The following is a 16,979-nucleotide window of genomic DNA, read 5'->3' as shown; positions in this document are numbered from 1 at the left end:
ATATTATTTAACAACACAAAAAGGACTCTATCTTATGAACCGTCGTCAATTTATCGGCAGCGCCGCTGCTGTCTCTCTCACCGCCGCCGCTTCTTTTGCCCGTGCTCACGACCATGCAGGTCATGCACACCACGCCGGTCATGCTGGTCACGCGCATTCTGCACCGCGCGCCTACGAAGCTGCGCGCAAAGCGGCCGCACATTGCGTTGAAGCCGGTCAAATCTGCCTGACTCACTGCATCACTCTGTTGAGCTCCGGTGATACTTCCATGAAAGACTGCGCAACCGGCGTTAACCAAATGTTGGCACTGTGCGGCACCTTGCAAAACCTCGCTGCCCAAAATTCACGCCTGACCCCATCTTTGGCAAAAGTGTGCATCGAAGCCTGCAAACAATGTGCTGCCGCCTGCAAAGAACACGCCGGCCACCACGCTGAATGCAAAGCCTGCTACGAATCTTGCTTGGCTTGCATTAAAGAATGCGAAAAAATTGCCGCTTAAGCACTATTGAAAAAAGGCCGTCTGAAATTCAGACGGCCTTTTATTTTGCTATTTTGTTTACGCTATTCGGCTGCAAGCTCTTGCTCATCCAGCAGTTTTTTCCGAACAATCGCAGGGTTGCCCGCAGCCACGCAATAAGGCGGCACATCTTTGGTAACCACCGAACCTGCACCAATTACCGCGCCTTTACCGATGGTAACGCCGCCCATGATAATCGCACGCCGGCCAATCCAAACATCATCTTCAATCACAATCGGGCTGATATCTGTATAACCTTCGAAGCGGCGGGTTTCAGGGTTGAATTTGTGGTTGGTCGAATAAAACAGGCATTCCGGCCCCATCATCACGTTCTTGCCGAGGGTCAAACCGCGGCAGATTTCGCAATTTACGCCGATACCCGAATTGTCGCCGACTACCGTATCCGGAAAGACGTATCCGCCTTTTTCAATATTGACGTTTTTACCGATGTTTGGAGAAATACACGCAGCCAAAGCAACACGGAATTTTTGCGCAATTCTGCCGAATGGTTTGCAATAAGACGGGGGCAACACTCCTCCCAAAACACGCAAAATGCACGTCAATATCTTTTTCCACATTGATTCCGTCTCCTGTTCGTACAAGCGTAAATATTATTCAGACTATTATTCTTCTTAAAGTTTCACATCTAGAGGAGGTTTTACATCCTCTTTTCAGTTAGATTACAATCTGATCGCATAATATTTGGTTCGATATTCTATTCTAAACTGTTCTCTTCTGTTGCGAAACTACCCTGCATACAAAATATCCTCTTGACGAAACAGCCAAAAATAGCGAAAATTCCACGCTTAACTGAAGTACAGGCAAAACCCCTGTGCCCGCTTAATCGAAAGGAAATCAAATGAAACAAGGTATTCACCCGAACTACCACGAAATCGACGTTACCTGCTCTTGCGGCAACAAATTCGTGACCAAATCTGCAATGGAAAAAGACAGCTTCAACGTTGAGGTTTGCTCTCTGTGCCACCCTTTCTACACCGGTACTCAAAAAATCGTCGACACTACCGGTCGTGTGGACAAATTCAACAACAAATTCGGCAACCTGTTCAAACGCTAATTGCCGCTTTGTCAAAAAGACTGCTTCGTGCAGTCTTTTTTGCATTCAGGCCGTCTGAAATATTTCTGTCAGACGGCCTGAGCTTTTTGTCGTCAACCGAATACCATATCATTCCAAACACCCGATAAAAACGAGCCGTAAGCATTGTTTTACAAAGCCCTCCAGTCCGGCATATCGCGCAAACCCGTCAAACCCTGTACCATTGCTATTCAAATCAACCGTTTTTTGACCTTCCATGCTGACTTACACACCGCCCGATCCGCGCCGCCCCCAAAAAACCCATGAAAAACCATGGCTTCTGCTGCTGATGGCCTTTGCCTGGCTGTGGCCGGGCGTGTTCTCGCATGACTTGTGGAACCCTGCCGAACCCTCCCTCTTTACCGCCTCCGAATCCATGAAAAACGGCGGCAGCCTGTTAATTGCACAAATCTTCGGCCAACCCGATTTCACCATCTCCCCTGCTTTTTTATGGGCGGCAACCGCATTCCAAACCCTGTTTTCACCTTGGGCAGCCGATGCCTATGATGCCGCGCGTTTTGCCGGCGTGGTATTCACCGCCATCGGACTGACCGCCTGCGGTTTTGCCGGTTTCAACTTTCTCGGCAGACACCATGGCCGCAGTGTTGTCTTAATCCTTATCGGCAGCATCGGTTTACTGCCCATCGCCCACTTCCTCAATCCCATGTCGGCCGTCTTTGCTGCATTTGGATTGATTCTGTGCGGCTTCTCACTGGCACGCCGCCGCGTCATTATTGCCATTTTGCTGTTGTGCGGCGGCTGGGTTTTACTCTCCCTCTCCTCAGGCTATCTGCTGACCGCAGCCATGATTTTTTTGGCACTTGCCCTGTCGTTCCATTCCACTTGGCAAAGCAAACGCTATCTGCTGACTCTGATTGGCACCATCGTCGTTTCCCTGCCCCTGCTGATTCTGTATCCGCTGGTTTTATCCAGAACCCATCCCGAATGGTTTGATATTTGGTTCAACCATTATTCCTTAGGCGTATTCGGCGGTTTCCATCAGATTCAGACGGCCTTCAACCTGCCCTATTATCTGAAAAACCTGCTGTGGTTTGCCCTGCCTGCTTGGCCGCTGGCGGCATGGACGCTCAGCCGCACGCGTATCCACGATAAAAACTGGGGCATTCTGAGCCTGTCGTGGCTGATTATCATGACAGCCCTACTCGCCATCAATCCGCAACGCCTGCAAGACAACCTCGTTTGGCTGTTGCCGCCACTCGCCCTACTCGGCGCGGCACAACTGGACGGCCTGCGTCGCGGTGCAGTGGCATTTATCAACTGGTTCGGCATCATGGCATTCGGTTTCATTGCCGTCTTCCTGTGGCTGGGCTTCTTCGCCATGAACTACGGCTGGCCCGCCAAACTAGCCGAACGCGCCGCCTATTTTAGCCCGTATTACATCCCCGACATCGACCCGATTCCGATGGCCGTCGCCCTGCTGTTTACCCCGTTATGGCTTTGGGCGATTACGCGTAAAAACATCCGTGGCCGCCAAGCCGTAACCAACTGGGCAGCCGGCGTTACCTTGGCCTGGGCTTTGCTGATGACCCTGTTTTTACCGTGGCTCAACGCCGCCAAAAGCCATGCGCCGGTCGTACACCAAATGGAAGCCGCGCTTTCTTCCGAATTGAAACAGAAACTTTCAGACGGCCTCGAATGTATCAACATCGACAGCCAAGACCAGCGCACACGCATCGCGTGGACACAATACAGCCATATTAAAACCACGACCGACGACCCGTCCTGCCGCTACCGCCTCATCCGCCAAGCCGCCAACATCGGCGCACCTTCGGGTTGGCAAACCTTGTGGCAAGGCGCAAGACCGCGTAACAAAGCCGAGACTTTCCTATTACTGGAAAAAACTGCGGCACAATAAATCCGTGACACTAGCCATAAAGCTGAATATTCCTGCTACATTCAAATAAAAGGCCGTCTGAAAGAACTTTTATCCTTTCAGACGGCCTTTGACTTACTTTAACGCCGCTTCCCGTACAATGGCCCTTTTCCCTTATCTGCCTAAAAACATGAAACCCAACCGCCTTTTGCCCCTCGTCCTCTTATTAACCGCCCTCTCCGCCCATGCCAAAGATTTCATTATCTACGACCGCATGGACTATGTCGGCAAACCCGACCTTACTGCCGACAAACTCTCCAAAGTGTTCTTGGTTTACGAAAGCGAGCTGGTCAAACCCGATCCGACGGGCAAACGCAAACACGGCGTACTCAACGAAGCGCGTATCCGTGAATTGGCCAAACAATCGCGCCGCGAAGGCTACCGCACCATTTCCACCGACATCGAAAGCTGGTTTGCCGAAAAAGACGGCCAACTGCTGACCCCCGACGAATTAAGAACCGACTTTGCGCGGATGTACCAAATCTTCAGAGAAGAAAACCCGCGCGCCTTCATCAGCAACTACGGCATGCCTTCCGAACACCTGCACGGCATCCGCCACTACCGCCCCAACGTTGACAACGAAGCCATCTTGGCCAAATGGCGGCAAGTCAGCAAACGCCGCGTGCCCACCGCCGCCATCAGCGACTATGCCAATCCTGTGTTCTACATCACTTCCCCCGATTTGGTGCAATGGGAAAAAGACGTGAAAACCGCCGTTGACGACATTCATCAACGCTTTCCCAACAAAAAAATCATCGGCTACATCTGGCCGCAATATTATTCGGCCACCAACAGCCCTTATTTCAAGCAGTTCATCGACCCCGTCCGCTGGCGCAAAATGCTCGAAATCAGCAAAAAATACACCGACGGCGTGATTATCTGGTCGGACAAGCGCGATGAAAACAACCAAATCGTGCGCTGGAACGATCCGCGTATTCAAGCCACGATGAAAGCGACTCAAGCCTTCATCCATGCCAATGCCAAAGAAATCAAGGTAGAAGGTTTGCAGAAATATTAAAAACAAGGCGGGCATATTTGCCCGCCTCTTTATAATATGCAGTTAATTCCTAATAGTATTCATAAAGCTGTTAGGCATACTGGTCAAAAATCGTTAAAGAAAGGTCAGTAAAAATGAGAAAACTATCAATATTATCAGATGAGGGATTGGTTCCAATAAGAACAATTCAACAATTTGCTGAAGATATAGGGGTCGTTTTTCCTGTTTCATATGTATCACTTCTTAGTAAACATGACTATTTATACCCTAAAGAAAATATTTTCAATTTTGTCAATCAATACGGTGAAAATGATGAAAGGGACATTTCATTTTTAGGGTATAAGCAAAATTTAGGCTATGAAGATATTTATAGCTATTCATGTATTGATAATGAATATGGGTATGCAAAAAAAGTGATTGCTTTTGGGATTTCAGCTAATGGCGATTATATCTGTTTTGATTATAGAAAATGCAATGAAAATCCATGTATCATTCTGATGTATCATGATGATTTTTATGAAGATGAGAATGGAGATACAAAAATGGTAACTAGCCATATTGCAGATAGTTTTGATGCCTTTTTGGATATGCTATATGAACTTTCAGATTAAGTGTGTAGGTTGAGTTGAAAACCCAACTAAATTAAAAAGATCGTCTGAAATCAGCGGCCTTAAAGAAGGACGAACAGACAGCTCTTAAAATTTATTCCGTCATAAAAGAGCAAGTCAAGCATGAATGTAGTTCCAAAGGAAGAATTACCGAATGTCATCAAAATGTAGGACGCATCACCGAATTTATCCAAGATAAACACTTTGACAGTCGGTTTAAGGACTTGAAAAACGAATCCATAGGCTATCTAAACCGACATCCCGATTGGGTGCCCGACTACCTAAAGGCCGAATATGAAAAGCTGGATGCGGAAGACAAAAGCATCCTACATCGCTACGTCAAACCCGGAGCTGAAATCGTTTCGGGCAGTTTGGGGGTTGTGCTTTCCAGTGTAACTGGAGGCGGATCTTGTGCCGAGACTTTCGGCTTAGGCTGTGCCGCCGCTTTGGTTGGTGTAACGTCTTCCTACGATCATGTCATTACTGGGACGAAAAACTTCGGAAAAAAGCCAGCGAGCAACGACCGACGATTACAGTCCAGACCTTGAAGCAGTTGGGGTTGTCGGAGCAAGCTGCGGAATATGTTCAGTTTTCTATAGATTTGTTCAGTGTGGGTAAATCAGGAGCCGGTATGCCTAAGGCTAAGCCTGTGTCTGATGCAAAACCGAGATGGGAGGTTGATAGGAAGCTTAATAAATTGACAACTCGTGAGCAGGTGGAGAAAAATGTTCAGGAAATAAGAAACGGAAATAAAAACAGCAACTTTAACCAACATGCTCAAATAAAAAAAGAAATTAAGAAATTAAGCAGAGGTCCATCTGGGCTAATCGGAAAAGAATTTGAAGATTGGTTAGTTAAATTTCATGGAGGAAATGGAAGCTTTAAAATGGGAGGGAGAGAGTTTGACGGTGCTATTACAATCAATCGTTGGTATGAAGCCAAATCTGGTAATTTCTGGAGAGATCACACTTCTACACCTCAAAAATTCGAAAGATTTAAATCAGATATGGGTGATAGACTGAAAATTGCAACAAAAAATGGAGCAACATATGAATTACATTCAAATACACCAATCCCCAAACATGTTAAAGAATTTTTGAACAAAAAAGGTATTAAATATTTTGAATATTAAAAGTTATAGGAGATTTAAAAATGTCAAGAAGTGTAAATTTAGATATTGATTTATCCATGAATAATAAAAAATTTTCTCGTTATGAAATACTAGAATGCTTATTGTATGGAGGTTGGAGTTTTCTAGATGATGGAAATTTTGTTTACTTACCACTTGGCGATAAAGACTATGATTGGAATTCAGCTTCTATGTCAGAAAAAGAAATTTTAAATTTTTTAAGAATAAAAAGCAATTTAGATGAAGTAATCGGATTTTCAATAACATGGGCTGACACCAATATTGGTGGACAAGTTTTATTTTTCCCTAATTTTGAATTCTCATTTAGCATCACCATTAATATTAAAAATTTTGGTAAAGACATAGTTGATGTTAACTGGTATTTGATTAAATTATTACCTATTTTTGATAAGAATGGTATTTTATATAATTCTATTAGATATCAGGAATATAGATAAATCATAAATTAGTAAGCCGTAGCCCATATGAAATCTAAACTCAACAAGTAGGATGTGTGCGGAACGCACGCATGCGGTTCTCAAGGTTTGAGCTAAGAGGCCGTCTGAAAACAGAAAAACCGTTTCAGACAGCCTTTGTTTAACGCCATCGAACCAGCAAGCCATAAAGCGCAATTATCCAAAAAGGTATATTGATGGGCAAATACAAAAAGGAGGAGAAGTCAATTTTACTATCTTCAAACATTTTCAATTTGGAGTATTTCCATGATAATTACTTATCAAGAAGCAAAGAAAATCGCAGTATCTTTTTTCAGTCAAATAGAGCAAGAAATGGGAATTTCATTGTTAATAGTTGAATCTCATGTACGAGAAAATGATGATGGATGGTTTTTCCCATATCAGTCAAAAGAATATTTAGAAACAATGGATATAAACAAATCTATTATTGGAAATTGGCCTATATTTGTTTCTAAAAATGGAGGAGTTCCTTCTATTCGTTGATTTAAGCCCATTAGCTAAGTCCGTATCCCACTAAACTTGAAACTATATGGATGAAAATAGGCTCATAACGGGTGAAATATATGGACCAACAGGACGCTTTAGGCACAGAGCAAAATAATGAGATTAAAGAAATATCCTTATAACTCTATAAGAGAGAGAAAAGGAAATTTATCGATGTTTTATTCTTTCTTTTCACAAAGAATTCAATATAGATATTGGATTAGCTGTTTCCTGTCTAAGCTCCCCCCAAAAAAAGTATTGATATTTGATGATAAAAATATTTTTATTGGATTTGATTCAGTTGTTTTTTGTATTTCTATACAAATATACCTACACAGCTGTCTGTATGTTTAACACAACACGCTGCAAAACGACCGTAGCACCAACGCTTCTGCATTCTTTCACACGTTTTTACCCGTTATTCCTAAGCGCAGGCCGTCTGAAAATTGCCCGAATATCCAATACCCTTTACAATACCCGTAATTAAAATACATTTTTTGACACCCCTCTCCTGCATGAGTTCCACACCCTTCATCGAAATGAAAGACGTTGCCTTCGCATATGGCGACCGTCCTATTCTGAACAACATCAACTTCAGCATTCCACAAGGCAATTTCGCCGCCGTAATGGGTGGTTCGGGCAGCGGTAAAACCACGCTGATGCGCCTGATTACGGGGCAAATCCACCCGCAATCGGGCAAAGTGCTGATTGAAGGGCGCGATTTGGCCGCATTTTCGGCGCAGGAGCTATACGAACACCGCCGCCGTATGGGCGTTTTGTTCCAACACGGCGCATTGTTCACCGACTTATCTGTCTTCGACAACATCGCCTTCCCCATGCGCGAGCTGACGGATTTGCCCGAAGCGGTCATTCGTGATTTGGTGGTGTTGAAACTGAATGCAGTCGGTTTGCGCGGTGTTGAAAACCTGATGCCTTCCGAGCTTTCCGGCGGTATGTCACGCCGTGTCGCCCTCGCGCGTACGATTGCGCTCGACCCTGAAATCATGTTGTACGACGAGCCTTTCACCGGCCTCGACCCGATTTCGCTGGGCGTTATCGCCCACCTCATCAGCCGCGCCAACAAAGCCCTGCGCTCCACCAGCGTGATGGTAACGCACGACATCGAAAAATCGCTGGAAATCGTCGATCAAGTCATTTTCTTGGCACACGGCGAAATCATGTTCTCCGGCTCGCCCAAAGAAATGCGCGAACTCGACTCGCCTTGGGTGCGCCAGTTTGTCGGCGGCTTGGCAGACGGCCCCGTCGCCTACCGCTATCCGGCGCAAACGACTTTAAAACAAGACTTGCTGGGCTGATGTTCAGACGGCCTGAAACTTAAACCAGGCCGTCTGAAAACCATTTAACCAATCAACTGAAACCTATGAATTTTATCCGTTCCGTCGGGGCAAAAACCCTCGGCTTCATCCAATCGCTGGGCAGCATTACGCTGTTTTTCCTGCAGATCCTGGCCAAATCAGGCACGGCGTTTGCCCGTCCGCGCCTGAGCATCCGCCAAGTTTACTTTGCAGGCGTGTTGTCCGTCCTGATTGTCGCCGTCTCCGGCCTATTTGTCGGCATGGTGTTGGGCTTGCAAGGCTATACGCAGCTGGCAAAATTCAAATCCGCCGATATTTTGGGCTATATGGTTGCCGCTTCCCTGTTGCGCGAATTGGGTCCCGTATTGGCGGCCATTCTGTTTGCCAGCAGTGCGGGCGGTGCCATGACCAGCGAAATCGGTTTGATGAAAACCACCGAGCAGCTTGAAGCGATGAACGTGATGGCGGTCGACCCCGTGGCGCGCGTGGTTGCGCCGCGCTTTTGGGCGGGTGTGTTTTCCATGCCTTTGTTGGCATCGATTTTCAACGTTGCCGGCATTTACGGCGCGTATTTGGTCGGCGTCGAATGGCTGGGTTTGGATGGTGGTATTTTCTGGTCGCAAATGCAAAACAACATTACCTTCCATTACGACGTCCTCAACGGCTTAATCAAATCCGCCGCTTTCGGCGTGGCCGTTACGTTGATCGCCGTACATCAGGGCTTCCACTGCGTACCGACTTCCGAAGGTATTTTGCGCGCCAGTACACGCACGGTAGTGTCTTCCGCCCTGACCATCCTCGCCGTCGACTTCATCTTGACCGCATGGATGTTTACCGACTAAAGGCCGTCTGAAACGACACTTAAAAAGAATGAAACAAGGACAATAGCACATGAAAAAAAATGCTTTGGAATTTTGGGTAGGACTGTTTGTCTTACTGGGCGCGGCCGCTATCGGCTTTCTCGCCTTCCGCGCCGCCGGCGGACAATCGTTCGGCAAATCCTCTCAAACCTACACCGTCTATGCCGATTTCAGCGACATCGGCGGCTTGAAAACCAACGCTCCGGTCAAATCCGCAGGCGTACTGGTCGGCCGCGTTGCCTCCATTCAGCTCGACCCTAAATCCTATCAGGCAAAAGTCGCCCTCAATCTGGACAGCCAATATCAGTTCAGCAGCGACGTTTCCGCACAAATCCTGACTTCAGGCCTGTTGGGCGAACAATACATCGGCCTGCAACAAGGTGGCGATACCGATTCTTTGGCGGCAGGCGACACCATTACTGTTACCAGCTCCGCCATGGTTTTGGAAAACCTTATCGGCAAATTCATGACCAGCTTTGCCGAGAAAAACGCAGATGGTGAATCTGCCGGTCAAAACAAACAATAAACACATATCCACTCAATATTCAGGACACTATCATGAAAAAAACTTCTTTCATCAGCGCATTGAGCATCAGCGTATTAAGCATCAGCATGGCATTTGCCTCTCCTGCCGACGCAGTCAACCAAGTCCGTGAAAACTCCGTTCAAGTGCTGAAAATCCTCAACAGCGGCGATGCCAACACCGCACGCCAAAAAGCCGAAGCCTACGCCATCCCTTACTTCGACTTCCAACGCATGACCGCTTTGGCCGTCGGCAACCCATGGCGTACTGCGACTGACGCACAAAAACAAGCGTTGACCAAAGAGTTCCAAACCCTGCTGATCCGCACCTACTCCGGCACCATGCTGAAATTCAAAAATGCCAAGGTCAACATCAAAGACAACCCTGTCGTAAACAAAGGCGGTAAAGAAGTCGTTGTCCGCGCTGAAATCAATGTTTCCGGCCAAAAACCGGTCAACATGGACTTCACCACTTACCAAAGCGGCAACAAATACCGCGCATACAATGTCGCAGTCGAAGGCGCAAGCTTGGTTACCGTATACCGCAACCAATTCGGCGAAACCATCAAAGCCAAAGGCATCGACGGCCTGATTGCCGACTTGAAAGCCAAAAACGGCGGTAAATAATCCACCCCGCACCATGCTGCCTGATGTTCAGACGGCATGGTGCCTTACATCATAAAGACACCATGCAAACAGAAATACGCAACGGCACGCTCTACATCAGCGGCGACGTTACCGTCAAAACCCTGACTGCCTCCGCCTTTGCGCGCTACGAACAACAATGCCGTCTGAAAGAAACAGACAGCATAGACTTCAGCCAAGTAGGCAAAGCAGATTCAGCCTGCGTTTCCCTGCTGCTCAACGCTCTGCGCCGGACAGACAAAAAACCGACCATTCAAAACATTCCCGATTCCGTCCGCGCACTGGCCGAACTTTACGAAATCAAAGACTGGTTGCAATCATGAAAAAAACCACCGCTTCCCTCTGCCTCCTCATCAGCATAGCCTCCGCTCCCGCACTTGCCGAACGCAATCCGGCCGACCCTTACGAAGGCTACAACCGTACCGTTTCCAAGTTCAACGACAAAGCAGACAAATACGTCCTTTCCCCCGTCGCACGCGGTTATCGCAAAGTAACGCCCAAACCGGTGCGTACCGGCGTGAGCAACTTCTTCAACAACCTGCGCGATGTCGTCAGCTTCGGCAGCAACGTGCTGCGCCTTGACGTCAAACGCGCCAGCGAAGACCTCGTCCGCGTCGGCATCAACACCACCTTCGGCCTTGGCGGTTTAATCGACGTAGCCGGTGCAGGCGGCGTACCCAGCAATAAAAACACCCTCGGCGACACCTTCGCCTCATGGGGCTGGAAAAACAGCAACTACTTCGTTGTCCCCCTACTCGGCCCGTCTACCGTACGCGATACCGTCGGCAACGCCGTTACCACCGTCTATCCGGTTAAAAACGCCGTCTTCCACACCAGAGCAGGACGCTGGGGCACAACCGGCCAGCAAGCCATCAACACCCGTGAAGAACTGCTCGACCTGACCGACAGCCTCGAAGGCGCAGCCATCGACAAATACAGCTACACACGCGACCTTTACATGAAAGTCCGCTCCCAACAAACCGGCGGCACGCTTCCTCAAAGCGAAGACGACAACATCGACATCGATGACTTGGTGGACAGTAACACCACTTCCGAACCGGTAGCAGCACCCCAAACCGCTCCGGCAGAAATCCCCGATACAGCCAATCCCCAAACCCTGCATCAAACACCATCAGAAAATCCCTGATTGTTCCAAAAAATAAAGGCCGTCTGAAATTCAGACGGCCTTTATCCCCCAAAAGATAGCCAGTCCACCACCTTTGCTATATCATTCAACTATACAGAAACCAAGGAAAACACCATGTACGAAGTCAACCGCAGCGTCTTCCTGCTTATCCCCCTCGATCCTTTTTGGAACTGGCTGAAATCCCTGCCCGGCAATCACTTGGACGGTCTGACGCTTGAAGATATCCAAGCCGATGCCAATTCCTACCTCGTTCGCCCGTGTGAAACTGCCGACGAAGTATGGGACGAAATCGAAGCGCGTTTTGAAGACATTTTTGCTGCCGAATTGGCTGACTGGTGCGAAGACGAAAGCGAATGGCCGGATTTGGACGCCGACATTTTCAACGAATGGTTCGACATCCAACTCTCCACCGTAATTACCGACCTCGAACACGAACCAATCGCACGCGAAGAGTTCCAACCCATCAATCTCAACTGATGAAACTGACCGTCCGCAACTACCACCTCGACGGCTACGGCCACGTCAACAATGCGCGCTATCTTGAATTTCTCGAAGAAGCGCGCTGGACGTTTTTTCAAGAGCATGACCTTCTGTCCGAACTCAAAGGCATCATGCTCGTTGTTGCACGCGTTGACATCCGCTATCGCCGCCCGTCGCTTGAAGGCGATGTTTTAACCTTTACAGGCCGTCTGAAAGACATCGGCACACGCCACATCATCCTCAGCCAAACCGCGACCCTACCCAACGGCAAAGCCGCCATCGAAGCCGAAGTTACCCTTATGCCTGTAAGCAGCGAAAGCGGCCGTAGTATCAGCGTTCCCCCAACCTTAGCACACGCAATTCAAAACCTCACATCATGAAAAAAATACTCACACTCCTCATCGTTGCCACAATTGGCGCGCTTCTTGCCTTCGTCCTTATCCCCAGCAACAAAGCCGTCCCTGATTTCGCCCTGCCCGATCTGCAAGGCAAAAGTATTACCAACGCCGATTTAAAAGACAAAGTTACCCTCATTAACTTCTGGTTTCCCTCCTGCCCCGGTTGCGTGAGCGAAATGCCTAAAATCATCAAAACCGCCCAAGACTATCAAGGCAAAAATTTCCAAGTCCTCGGCATTGCCCAGCCCATCGACCCTATTGAGAGCGTCCATCAGTACGTCAAAGAATACGGCCTGCCTTTCACCGTCATGTACGATGCCGACAAAACTGCCGCAAAAGCCTTTGGCACACAGGTTTACCCAACTTCCGTCCTGATCGACAAAAACGGCAACATCCTCAAAACCTACGTTGGCGAACCCAATTTCTCCCAACTCTATCAAGAAATCGACCAAGCCCTCGCCCAATAAATCCAAGGCCGTCTGAAACCATATTTCAGACGGCCTAAAACCGAAATATCCTTTATAATAAGCAACATTTTATCCGTTCAGACACCAAGCTCCTCTATCAACAAAGGCCGTCTGAAACAACCGAATACCCATAAGAGAACATCATGAAATTTATCGACGAAGCAAAAATCGAAGTCGCCGCAGGCAAAGGCGGTAATGGCGCAACCAGTTTCCGCCGCGAAAAATTCGTGCCCCGCGGCGGCCCTGACGGCGGCGACGGTGGCAAAGGCGGCAGCGTTTGGGCAGAAGCCGACGAAAACACCAACACCCTCGTCGAATACCGCTTCGTCAAACGCTACCAAGCCAAAAACGGCGAAAAAGGCCACGGCTCCGACCGCTACGGCGCAGGTGCGGACGACATCGTCCTCAAAATGCCCGTCGGCACCCTCATCCGCGACCTCGACACCGACGAAATCGTCGCCGACCTCACTTATCACGGCCAGCGCGTCTGCCTCGCCAAAGGCGGCAAAGGCGGCTTGGGCAACATCCACTTTAAATCGTCCGTCAACCGCGCGCCCAAACAATCCACCCCCGGCGAAGAAGGCGAAACCCGCTCCCTGCAACTTGAGCTTAAAGTCCTCGCCGATGTCGGCTTGTTAGGCATGCCCAACGCCGGCAAATCCACCCTGATTACCGCCGTCTCCGCCGCACGTCCCAAAATCGCCAACTACCCCTTCACCACCTTGCATCCAAACTTGGGCGTCGTGCGCATCGACGAAAACCACAGCTTCGTCATGGCCGACATCCCCGGCCTGATTGAAGGCGCAGCGGAAGGCGCAGGCCTCGGCCACCGCTTCCTCAAACACTTATCGCGCACCGGCCTGCTGTTGCACGTCGTCGATTTGGCCCCATTCGACGAAGCCGTCAACCCCGCCGAAGAAGCCCTCGCCATCATCAACGAATTGCGCAAATACGACGAAGAGCTCTACGACAAACCGCGCTGGCTGGTGCTGAACAAACTCGACATGCTCGACGAAGAAGAAGCCCAAGCACGCACCGCCTCCTTCCTCGAAGCCATCGGCTGGGATTACCCCAAACCAGACGACCGCTTCCAATTCGACATGGAAACCCCGCGCCTCTTCCAAATCAGTGCTCTGACCCACCAAGGTACACAGGAGTTGGTACACCAAATCAACCAATACCTAACCGAGAAAAAACGCATCGAAGCCGAAAAAGCCAAAGCGGAGCAGGCAGCGGCAAAAGCCGAAATTGTGGCAAATCAGCCAAAAACGAATACTAACGTTTTACAGGCTGAATAAAGTTTCAGGTGGCATTTCTGCGTGAAATCCCACCCAAAAATAAAAACAAAGGAAAATTTGATGAATCCAGAAAATATATTTGTTTCTTCTTCAAACGACACACCTATGATGCAACAGGATTTTGACGAATTGAAACAAGCCGTTGCCCTGCTGACCAGTCCGTCATTAACTGCCAAAATGACGGCAATAGTCGGTTCGCCTGTGGAGTACCTATTAGACAAGCTACCCAAAGGTGCGGCAGACAAAGTTAATCAAATTATTCAGACAGCATTGCATAAAGTATTCGATGCCAGTGCATCCACTATGAATAGTGAGAAAACTGAAGCCTCTACTAAAACTCATAAATTAATGGCAGGCGTAACGGGTGCGGTTGGTGGTTTTTTCGGCTTCACTGCTTTGGCAGCCGAGTTGCCAATTTCCACCGCCATTATGATGCGTTCCATTTTGGACGTAGCACGCAGTGAAGGTTTCAACATCAACGATTACCAAACCAAATTGGAATGTATTGCCGTCTTCGGTTTTACCGTCAATGAAGACAAAGATGATGACAGCGCTGAAAGCGGTTATTATGCCAGCCGTATCGCATTGAGCCAAATCATGAACGTAACCTCAAAAGAACTACTTGTTTTGACACAGGGTACAACTGCCAAAGTGATTGACACTTCGGCTATCGGCAAAGCATTAGCTCAAATCATTCAGGCTGTTGCCACACGTTTGGGCGTTCCGCTTACCGAAAAAGTGGCAGCGCAATTAGTTCCTGGCATCGGTGCAGTTGCAGGTGCAACCCTAAACGTCATGTTTACTGATTTTTATCAAGACATCGCTCGCGGACATTTTATTGTCAAACGCTTAGAAAGCAAATATGGCGAAAGCCATGTCCGCCAGCAGTTTAATCTGATTCGTCATCAAAATATATTATCATCACAATAACCTATTGAATATGCTAACCATCTACAACACCCTTACCCGTCAAAAAGAACCCTTCACCCCCATCGATCCTGCCAACGTGCGTATGTACGTTTGCGGCATGACGGTTTACGACTACTGCCATCTCGGCCATGCCCGCGTGATGGTGGTGTTTGACATGATTGCGCGCTGGCTGCGCGAGTGCGGCTATCCGCTCACTTATGTGCGCAACATTACCGACATCGACGACAAAATCATTGCCCGTGCGGCTGAAAACGGCGAAACCATCGGCGAGCTGACTGCGCGTTTCATTCAGGCTATGCACGAAGATGCCGATGCTTTGGGTGTGTTGCGTCCGGATATTGAGCCGAAGGCAACAGAAAACATTCCGCAGATGATTGCCATGATTGAAACCCTGATTCAAAACGGCAAGGCATATCCTGCCGCAAACGGCGACGTTTACTACGCCGTGCGCGAGTTTTCCGCTTACGGCCAATTATCGGGCAAATCGCTAGACGACCTGCGTGCAGGCGAGCGCGTGGAAGTGGACGGTTTCAAACGCGATCCGCTTGATTTTGTGTTGTGGAAAGCGGCCAAAGTAGGCGAACCGGCATGGGAAAGCCCTTGGGGCAACGGCCGTCCGGGTTGGCATATTGAATGCTCGGCCATGAGTGAAAACCTGTTTGGCGATACTTTCGACATTCATGGCGGCGGCGCGGACTTGCAGTTCCCGCACCATGAAAATGAAATCGCCCAAAGCGTCGGTGCCAGCGGTCATACCTGTGGCCACGACCACGCGCAAACCCACCACGGTCGAAGCATCGCCAGCCACGTCAAATACTGGCTGCACAACGGCTTTATCCGCGTGGACGGCGAAAAAATGTCCAAATCGCTGGGCAACTTCTTCACCATCCGCGAAGTGTTGAAACAATACGATCCCGAAGTCGTGCGTTTCTTCATCCTGCGCGCCCACTACCGTAGCCCGTTGAACTACTCCGACGCACATTTGGACGACGCAAAAGGTGCGTTGACACGCCTGTACACAACGTTGAAAAACACACCGGCGGCTGAGTTTGATTTATCTGAAAACGCCAATGACTACACCCGCCGCTTCTACGCCGCCATGAACGACGATTTTGGTACGGTCGAAGCAGTTGCCGTGTTGTTTGAGCTGGCAGGCGAAGTGAACAAAACCAATGATGCGCACCTTGCCGGCTGCCTGAAAGCTTTGGGTGGCATCATCGGCCTGTTGCAACGTGATCCGATTGAGTTTCTGCAAGGCGGCGCGGTTTCAGACGGCCTCTCCAACGAAGAAATCGAAGACTTAATCGCCCGCCGCAAACAGGCACGCGCGGATAAAAACTGGGCGGAATCCGACCGTATCCGCGACCTTCTGAACGAACACAAAATCATTCTGGAAGACAACGCCGGTGGTACGACTTGGCGGCGCGGCTAATTTGATTTGATATAAAAAGGTCGTCTGAAAACATTTTCAGACGACCTTTTTATATCTGGTTGAAAACCGTGATGTGTGTACTTAATCTTCTAACAGGTTCTTCTTGATGACCGCAGGATTCCCAGCAGCGACGCAATACGGCGACACATCTTTAGTTACCACAGCCCCTGCGCCGATAACCGCTCCTTTGCCTACTCGGACACCGCCCATAATAATCGCGCGCCGTCCGATCCAAACATCATCCTCAATCACAATCGGAGACCTTTGCAAAAAAGCCCTTCCCCAAC

At 48.9% G+C, this 16,979-nt stretch carries 22 protein-coding genes and 1 pseudogene; 21 read left to right on the top strand and 2 right to left on the bottom strand.

Annotation, left to right across the window (positions count from 1 at the left end; translation table 11 throughout):
• Positions 1–34: 34 nt before the first annotated feature.
• Complete coding sequence (locus HMPREF3047_RS02090; RefSeq protein ID WP_070583986.1) at positions 35–499, top strand: four-helix bundle copper-binding protein; 465 nt, start codon at positions 35–37, stop codon at positions 497–499.
• Between the two features lie 62 nt (positions 500–561).
• On the opposite strand, the gene HMPREF3047_RS02085 is transcribed toward HMPREF3047_RS02090, so the two are convergent.
• Complete coding sequence (locus HMPREF3047_RS02085; RefSeq protein WP_070583988.1) at positions 562–1,095, bottom strand: acyltransferase; 534 nt, start codon at positions 1,093–1,095, stop codon at positions 562–564.
• 281 nt (positions 1,096–1,376) lie between these two features.
• Here HMPREF3047_RS02085 and rpmE point away from each other — a divergent pair, with 281 nt between their 5' ends.
• The 20 genes and pseudogenes from rpmE to cysS all read left to right on the top strand — a co-directional run bounded on the left by rpmE (position 1,377) and on the right by cysS (position 16,692).
• Entirely contained in the window at positions 1,377–1,592 is a 216-nt protein-coding gene (gene rpmE, locus HMPREF3047_RS02080) for a 50S ribosomal protein L31 (RefSeq protein ID WP_070583990.1), read from the top strand.
• A gap of 235 nt (positions 1,593–1,827) precedes the next feature.
• Positions 1,828–3,486, top strand: coding sequence for an ArnT family glycosyltransferase (locus tag HMPREF3047_RS02075; RefSeq protein WP_070712058.1), 1,659 nt, complete (start codon positions 1,828–1,830; stop codon positions 3,484–3,486).
• Between the two features lie 148 nt (positions 3,487–3,634).
• On the top strand, positions 3,635–4,522 hold the full coding sequence (locus HMPREF3047_RS02070; RefSeq protein WP_225905452.1) for a hypothetical protein: 888 nt from the start codon (positions 3,635–3,637) through the stop codon (positions 4,520–4,522).
• Between the two features lie 113 nt (positions 4,523–4,635).
• The gene (locus HMPREF3047_RS02065) at positions 4,636–5,112 is read left to right on the top strand and encodes an SMI1/KNR4 family protein (RefSeq protein ID WP_070712056.1); all 477 of its coding nucleotides are present in this window, start codon (positions 4,636–4,638) and stop codon (positions 5,110–5,112) included.
• A gap of 556 nt (positions 5,113–5,668) precedes the next feature.
• On the top strand, positions 5,669–6,241 hold the full coding sequence (locus HMPREF3047_RS11550; RefSeq protein WP_283127031.1) for a hypothetical protein: 573 nt from the start codon (positions 5,669–5,671) through the stop codon (positions 6,239–6,241).
• Positions 6,242–6,261: 20 nt separating this feature from the next.
• Positions 6,262–6,696, top strand: a complete 435-nt coding sequence (locus tag HMPREF3047_RS02055) for a hypothetical protein (protein WP_283122336.1) — start codon at positions 6,262–6,264, stop codon at positions 6,694–6,696.
• Between the two features lie 264 nt (positions 6,697–6,960).
• Positions 6,961–7,197, top strand: coding sequence for a YrhB domain-containing protein (locus tag HMPREF3047_RS10865; RefSeq protein WP_083315931.1), 237 nt, complete (start codon positions 6,961–6,963; stop codon positions 7,195–7,197).
• A gap of 117 nt (positions 7,198–7,314) precedes the next feature.
• Positions 7,315–7,521 (top strand): annotated as a pseudogene (locus HMPREF3047_RS11665) (hypothetical protein); the annotation flags it as partial.
• Positions 7,522–7,712: 191 nt separating this feature from the next.
• Entirely contained in the window at positions 7,713–8,513 is an 801-nt protein-coding gene (locus tag HMPREF3047_RS02050; RefSeq protein ID WP_070712055.1) for an ABC transporter ATP-binding protein, read from the top strand.
• Between the two features lie 65 nt (positions 8,514–8,578).
• Positions 8,579–9,355 (top strand): lipid asymmetry maintenance ABC transporter permease subunit MlaE, encoded by a 777-nt coding sequence (gene mlaE, locus HMPREF3047_RS02045; protein ID WP_049332872.1) that lies wholly within the window; start codon positions 8,579–8,581, stop codon positions 9,353–9,355.
• A gap of 49 nt (positions 9,356–9,404) precedes the next feature.
• Positions 9,405–9,899, top strand: a complete 495-nt coding sequence (gene mlaD, locus HMPREF3047_RS02040; protein ID WP_003748012.1) for an outer membrane lipid asymmetry maintenance protein MlaD — start codon at positions 9,405–9,407, stop codon at positions 9,897–9,899.
• A 32-nt stretch (positions 9,900–9,931) separates the two neighbouring features.
• Complete coding sequence (locus tag HMPREF3047_RS02035) at positions 9,932–10,522, top strand: MlaC/ttg2D family ABC transporter substrate-binding protein (RefSeq protein WP_070712054.1); 591 nt, start codon at positions 9,932–9,934, stop codon at positions 10,520–10,522.
• A 62-nt stretch (positions 10,523–10,584) separates the two neighbouring features.
• Complete coding sequence (locus HMPREF3047_RS02030) at positions 10,585–10,863, top strand: STAS domain-containing protein (protein WP_036493932.1); 279 nt, start codon at positions 10,585–10,587, stop codon at positions 10,861–10,863.
• Positions 10,860–11,687 (top strand): MlaA family lipoprotein, encoded by an 828-nt coding sequence (locus HMPREF3047_RS02025; protein WP_070712053.1) that lies wholly within the window; start codon positions 10,860–10,862, stop codon positions 11,685–11,687. The genes HMPREF3047_RS02030 and HMPREF3047_RS02025 overlap by 4 nt, the downstream gene beginning before the upstream one ends.
• 114 nt (positions 11,688–11,801) lie before the next feature.
• The gene (locus HMPREF3047_RS02020) at positions 11,802–12,164 is read left to right on the top strand and encodes a hypothetical protein (RefSeq protein WP_003681812.1); all 363 of its coding nucleotides are present in this window, start codon (positions 11,802–11,804) and stop codon (positions 12,162–12,164) included.
• A complete protein-coding gene (locus HMPREF3047_RS02015; protein ID WP_070712052.1) occupies positions 12,164–12,547 on the top strand; it encodes an acyl-CoA thioesterase in 384 nt (127 codons plus the stop codon). The genes HMPREF3047_RS02020 and HMPREF3047_RS02015 overlap by 1 nt, the downstream gene beginning before the upstream one ends.
• Complete coding sequence (locus HMPREF3047_RS02010; RefSeq protein ID WP_070712051.1) at positions 12,544–13,032, top strand: peroxiredoxin family protein; 489 nt, start codon at positions 12,544–12,546, stop codon at positions 13,030–13,032. The genes HMPREF3047_RS02015 and HMPREF3047_RS02010 overlap by 4 nt, the downstream gene beginning before the upstream one ends.
• A gap of 143 nt (positions 13,033–13,175) precedes the next feature.
• Positions 13,176–14,330, top strand: coding sequence for a GTPase ObgE (gene obgE, locus HMPREF3047_RS02005; RefSeq protein ID WP_070712050.1), 1,155 nt, complete (start codon positions 13,176–13,178; stop codon positions 14,328–14,330).
• Between the two features lie 60 nt (positions 14,331–14,390).
• Positions 14,391–15,260, top strand: a complete 870-nt coding sequence (locus HMPREF3047_RS02000; protein ID WP_070712049.1) for an EcsC family protein — start codon at positions 14,391–14,393, stop codon at positions 15,258–15,260.
• Positions 15,261–15,270: 10 nt separating this feature from the next.
• Positions 15,271–16,692, top strand: coding sequence for a cysteine--tRNA ligase (gene cysS / locus HMPREF3047_RS01995; RefSeq protein WP_070712048.1), 1,422 nt, complete (start codon positions 15,271–15,273; stop codon positions 16,690–16,692).
• A gap of 81 nt (positions 16,693–16,773) precedes the next feature.
• Here the strand turns inward: cysS and HMPREF3047_RS01990 are convergent.
• Positions 16,774–16,979 (bottom strand): DapH/DapD/GlmU-related protein (locus HMPREF3047_RS01990; protein WP_283127030.1); only part of this gene is annotated, 206 nt, incomplete at its 5' end.

It is taken from the genome of Neisseria sp. HMSC075C10 (assembly GCF_001815615.1).
Classification (GTDB): domain Bacteria; phylum Pseudomonadota; class Gammaproteobacteria; order Burkholderiales; family Neisseriaceae; genus Neisseria; species Neisseria subflava_A.
The sequence above is the reverse complement of the archived record's forward strand: the minus strand, read 5'-3'. Positions and strand labels throughout refer to the sequence as shown.

What these genes read in the sequence shown, in the direction of transcription:
- HMPREF3047_RS02050 (WP_070712055.1), top strand. Translation starts at nt 7,713, where the DNA reads ATGAGTTCCACACCCTTCATCGAAATGAAAGACGTTGCCTTCGCATAT.
- HMPREF3047_RS02015 (WP_070712052.1), top strand. Translation starts at nt 12,164, where the DNA reads ATGAAACTGACCGTCCGCAACTACCACCTCGACGGCTACGGCCACGTC.
- obgE (WP_070712050.1), top strand. Translation starts at nt 13,176, where the DNA reads ATGAAATTTATCGACGAAGCAAAAATCGAAGTCGCCGCAGGCAAAGGC.
- HMPREF3047_RS02030 (WP_036493932.1), top strand. Translation starts at nt 10,585, where the DNA reads ATGCAAACAGAAATACGCAACGGCACGCTCTACATCAGCGGCGACGTT.
- rpmE (WP_070583990.1), top strand. Translation starts at nt 1,377, where the DNA reads ATGAAACAAGGTATTCACCCGAACTACCACGAAATCGACGTTACCTGC.
- HMPREF3047_RS02070 (WP_225905452.1), top strand. Translation starts at nt 3,635, where the DNA reads ATGAAACCCAACCGCCTTTTGCCCCTCGTCCTCTTATTAACCGCCCTC.
- HMPREF3047_RS02090 (WP_070583986.1), top strand. Translation starts at nt 35, where the DNA reads ATGAACCGTCGTCAATTTATCGGCAGCGCCGCTGCTGTCTCTCTCACC.
- mlaE (WP_049332872.1), top strand. Translation starts at nt 8,579, where the DNA reads ATGAATTTTATCCGTTCCGTCGGGGCAAAAACCCTCGGCTTCATCCAA.
- HMPREF3047_RS02055 (WP_283122336.1), top strand. Translation starts at nt 6,262, where the DNA reads ATGTCAAGAAGTGTAAATTTAGATATTGATTTATCCATGAATAATAAA.
- HMPREF3047_RS02075 (WP_070712058.1), top strand. Translation starts at nt 1,828, where the DNA reads ATGCTGACTTACACACCGCCCGATCCGCGCCGCCCCCAAAAAACCCAT.
- HMPREF3047_RS02065 (WP_070712056.1), top strand. Translation starts at nt 4,636, where the DNA reads ATGAGAAAACTATCAATATTATCAGATGAGGGATTGGTTCCAATAAGA.
- HMPREF3047_RS02010 (WP_070712051.1), top strand. Translation starts at nt 12,544, where the DNA reads ATGAAAAAAATACTCACACTCCTCATCGTTGCCACAATTGGCGCGCTT.
- HMPREF3047_RS02035 (WP_070712054.1), top strand. Translation starts at nt 9,932, where the DNA reads ATGAAAAAAACTTCTTTCATCAGCGCATTGAGCATCAGCGTATTAAGC.
- cysS (WP_070712048.1), top strand. Translation starts at nt 15,271, where the DNA reads ATGCTAACCATCTACAACACCCTTACCCGTCAAAAAGAACCCTTCACC.
- HMPREF3047_RS02020 (WP_003681812.1), top strand. Translation starts at nt 11,802, where the DNA reads ATGTACGAAGTCAACCGCAGCGTCTTCCTGCTTATCCCCCTCGATCCT.
- HMPREF3047_RS02000 (WP_070712049.1), top strand. Translation starts at nt 14,391, where the DNA reads ATGAATCCAGAAAATATATTTGTTTCTTCTTCAAACGACACACCTATG.
- HMPREF3047_RS10865 (WP_083315931.1), top strand. Translation starts at nt 6,961, where the DNA reads ATGATAATTACTTATCAAGAAGCAAAGAAAATCGCAGTATCTTTTTTC.
- HMPREF3047_RS02085 (WP_070583988.1), bottom strand. Translation starts at nt 1,095, where the DNA reads ATGTGGAAAAAGATATTGACGTGCATTTTGCGTGTTTTGGGAGGAGTG.
- HMPREF3047_RS02025 (WP_070712053.1), top strand. Translation starts at nt 10,860, where the DNA reads ATGAAAAAAACCACCGCTTCCCTCTGCCTCCTCATCAGCATAGCCTCC.
- mlaD (WP_003748012.1), top strand. Translation starts at nt 9,405, where the DNA reads ATGAAAAAAAATGCTTTGGAATTTTGGGTAGGACTGTTTGTCTTACTG.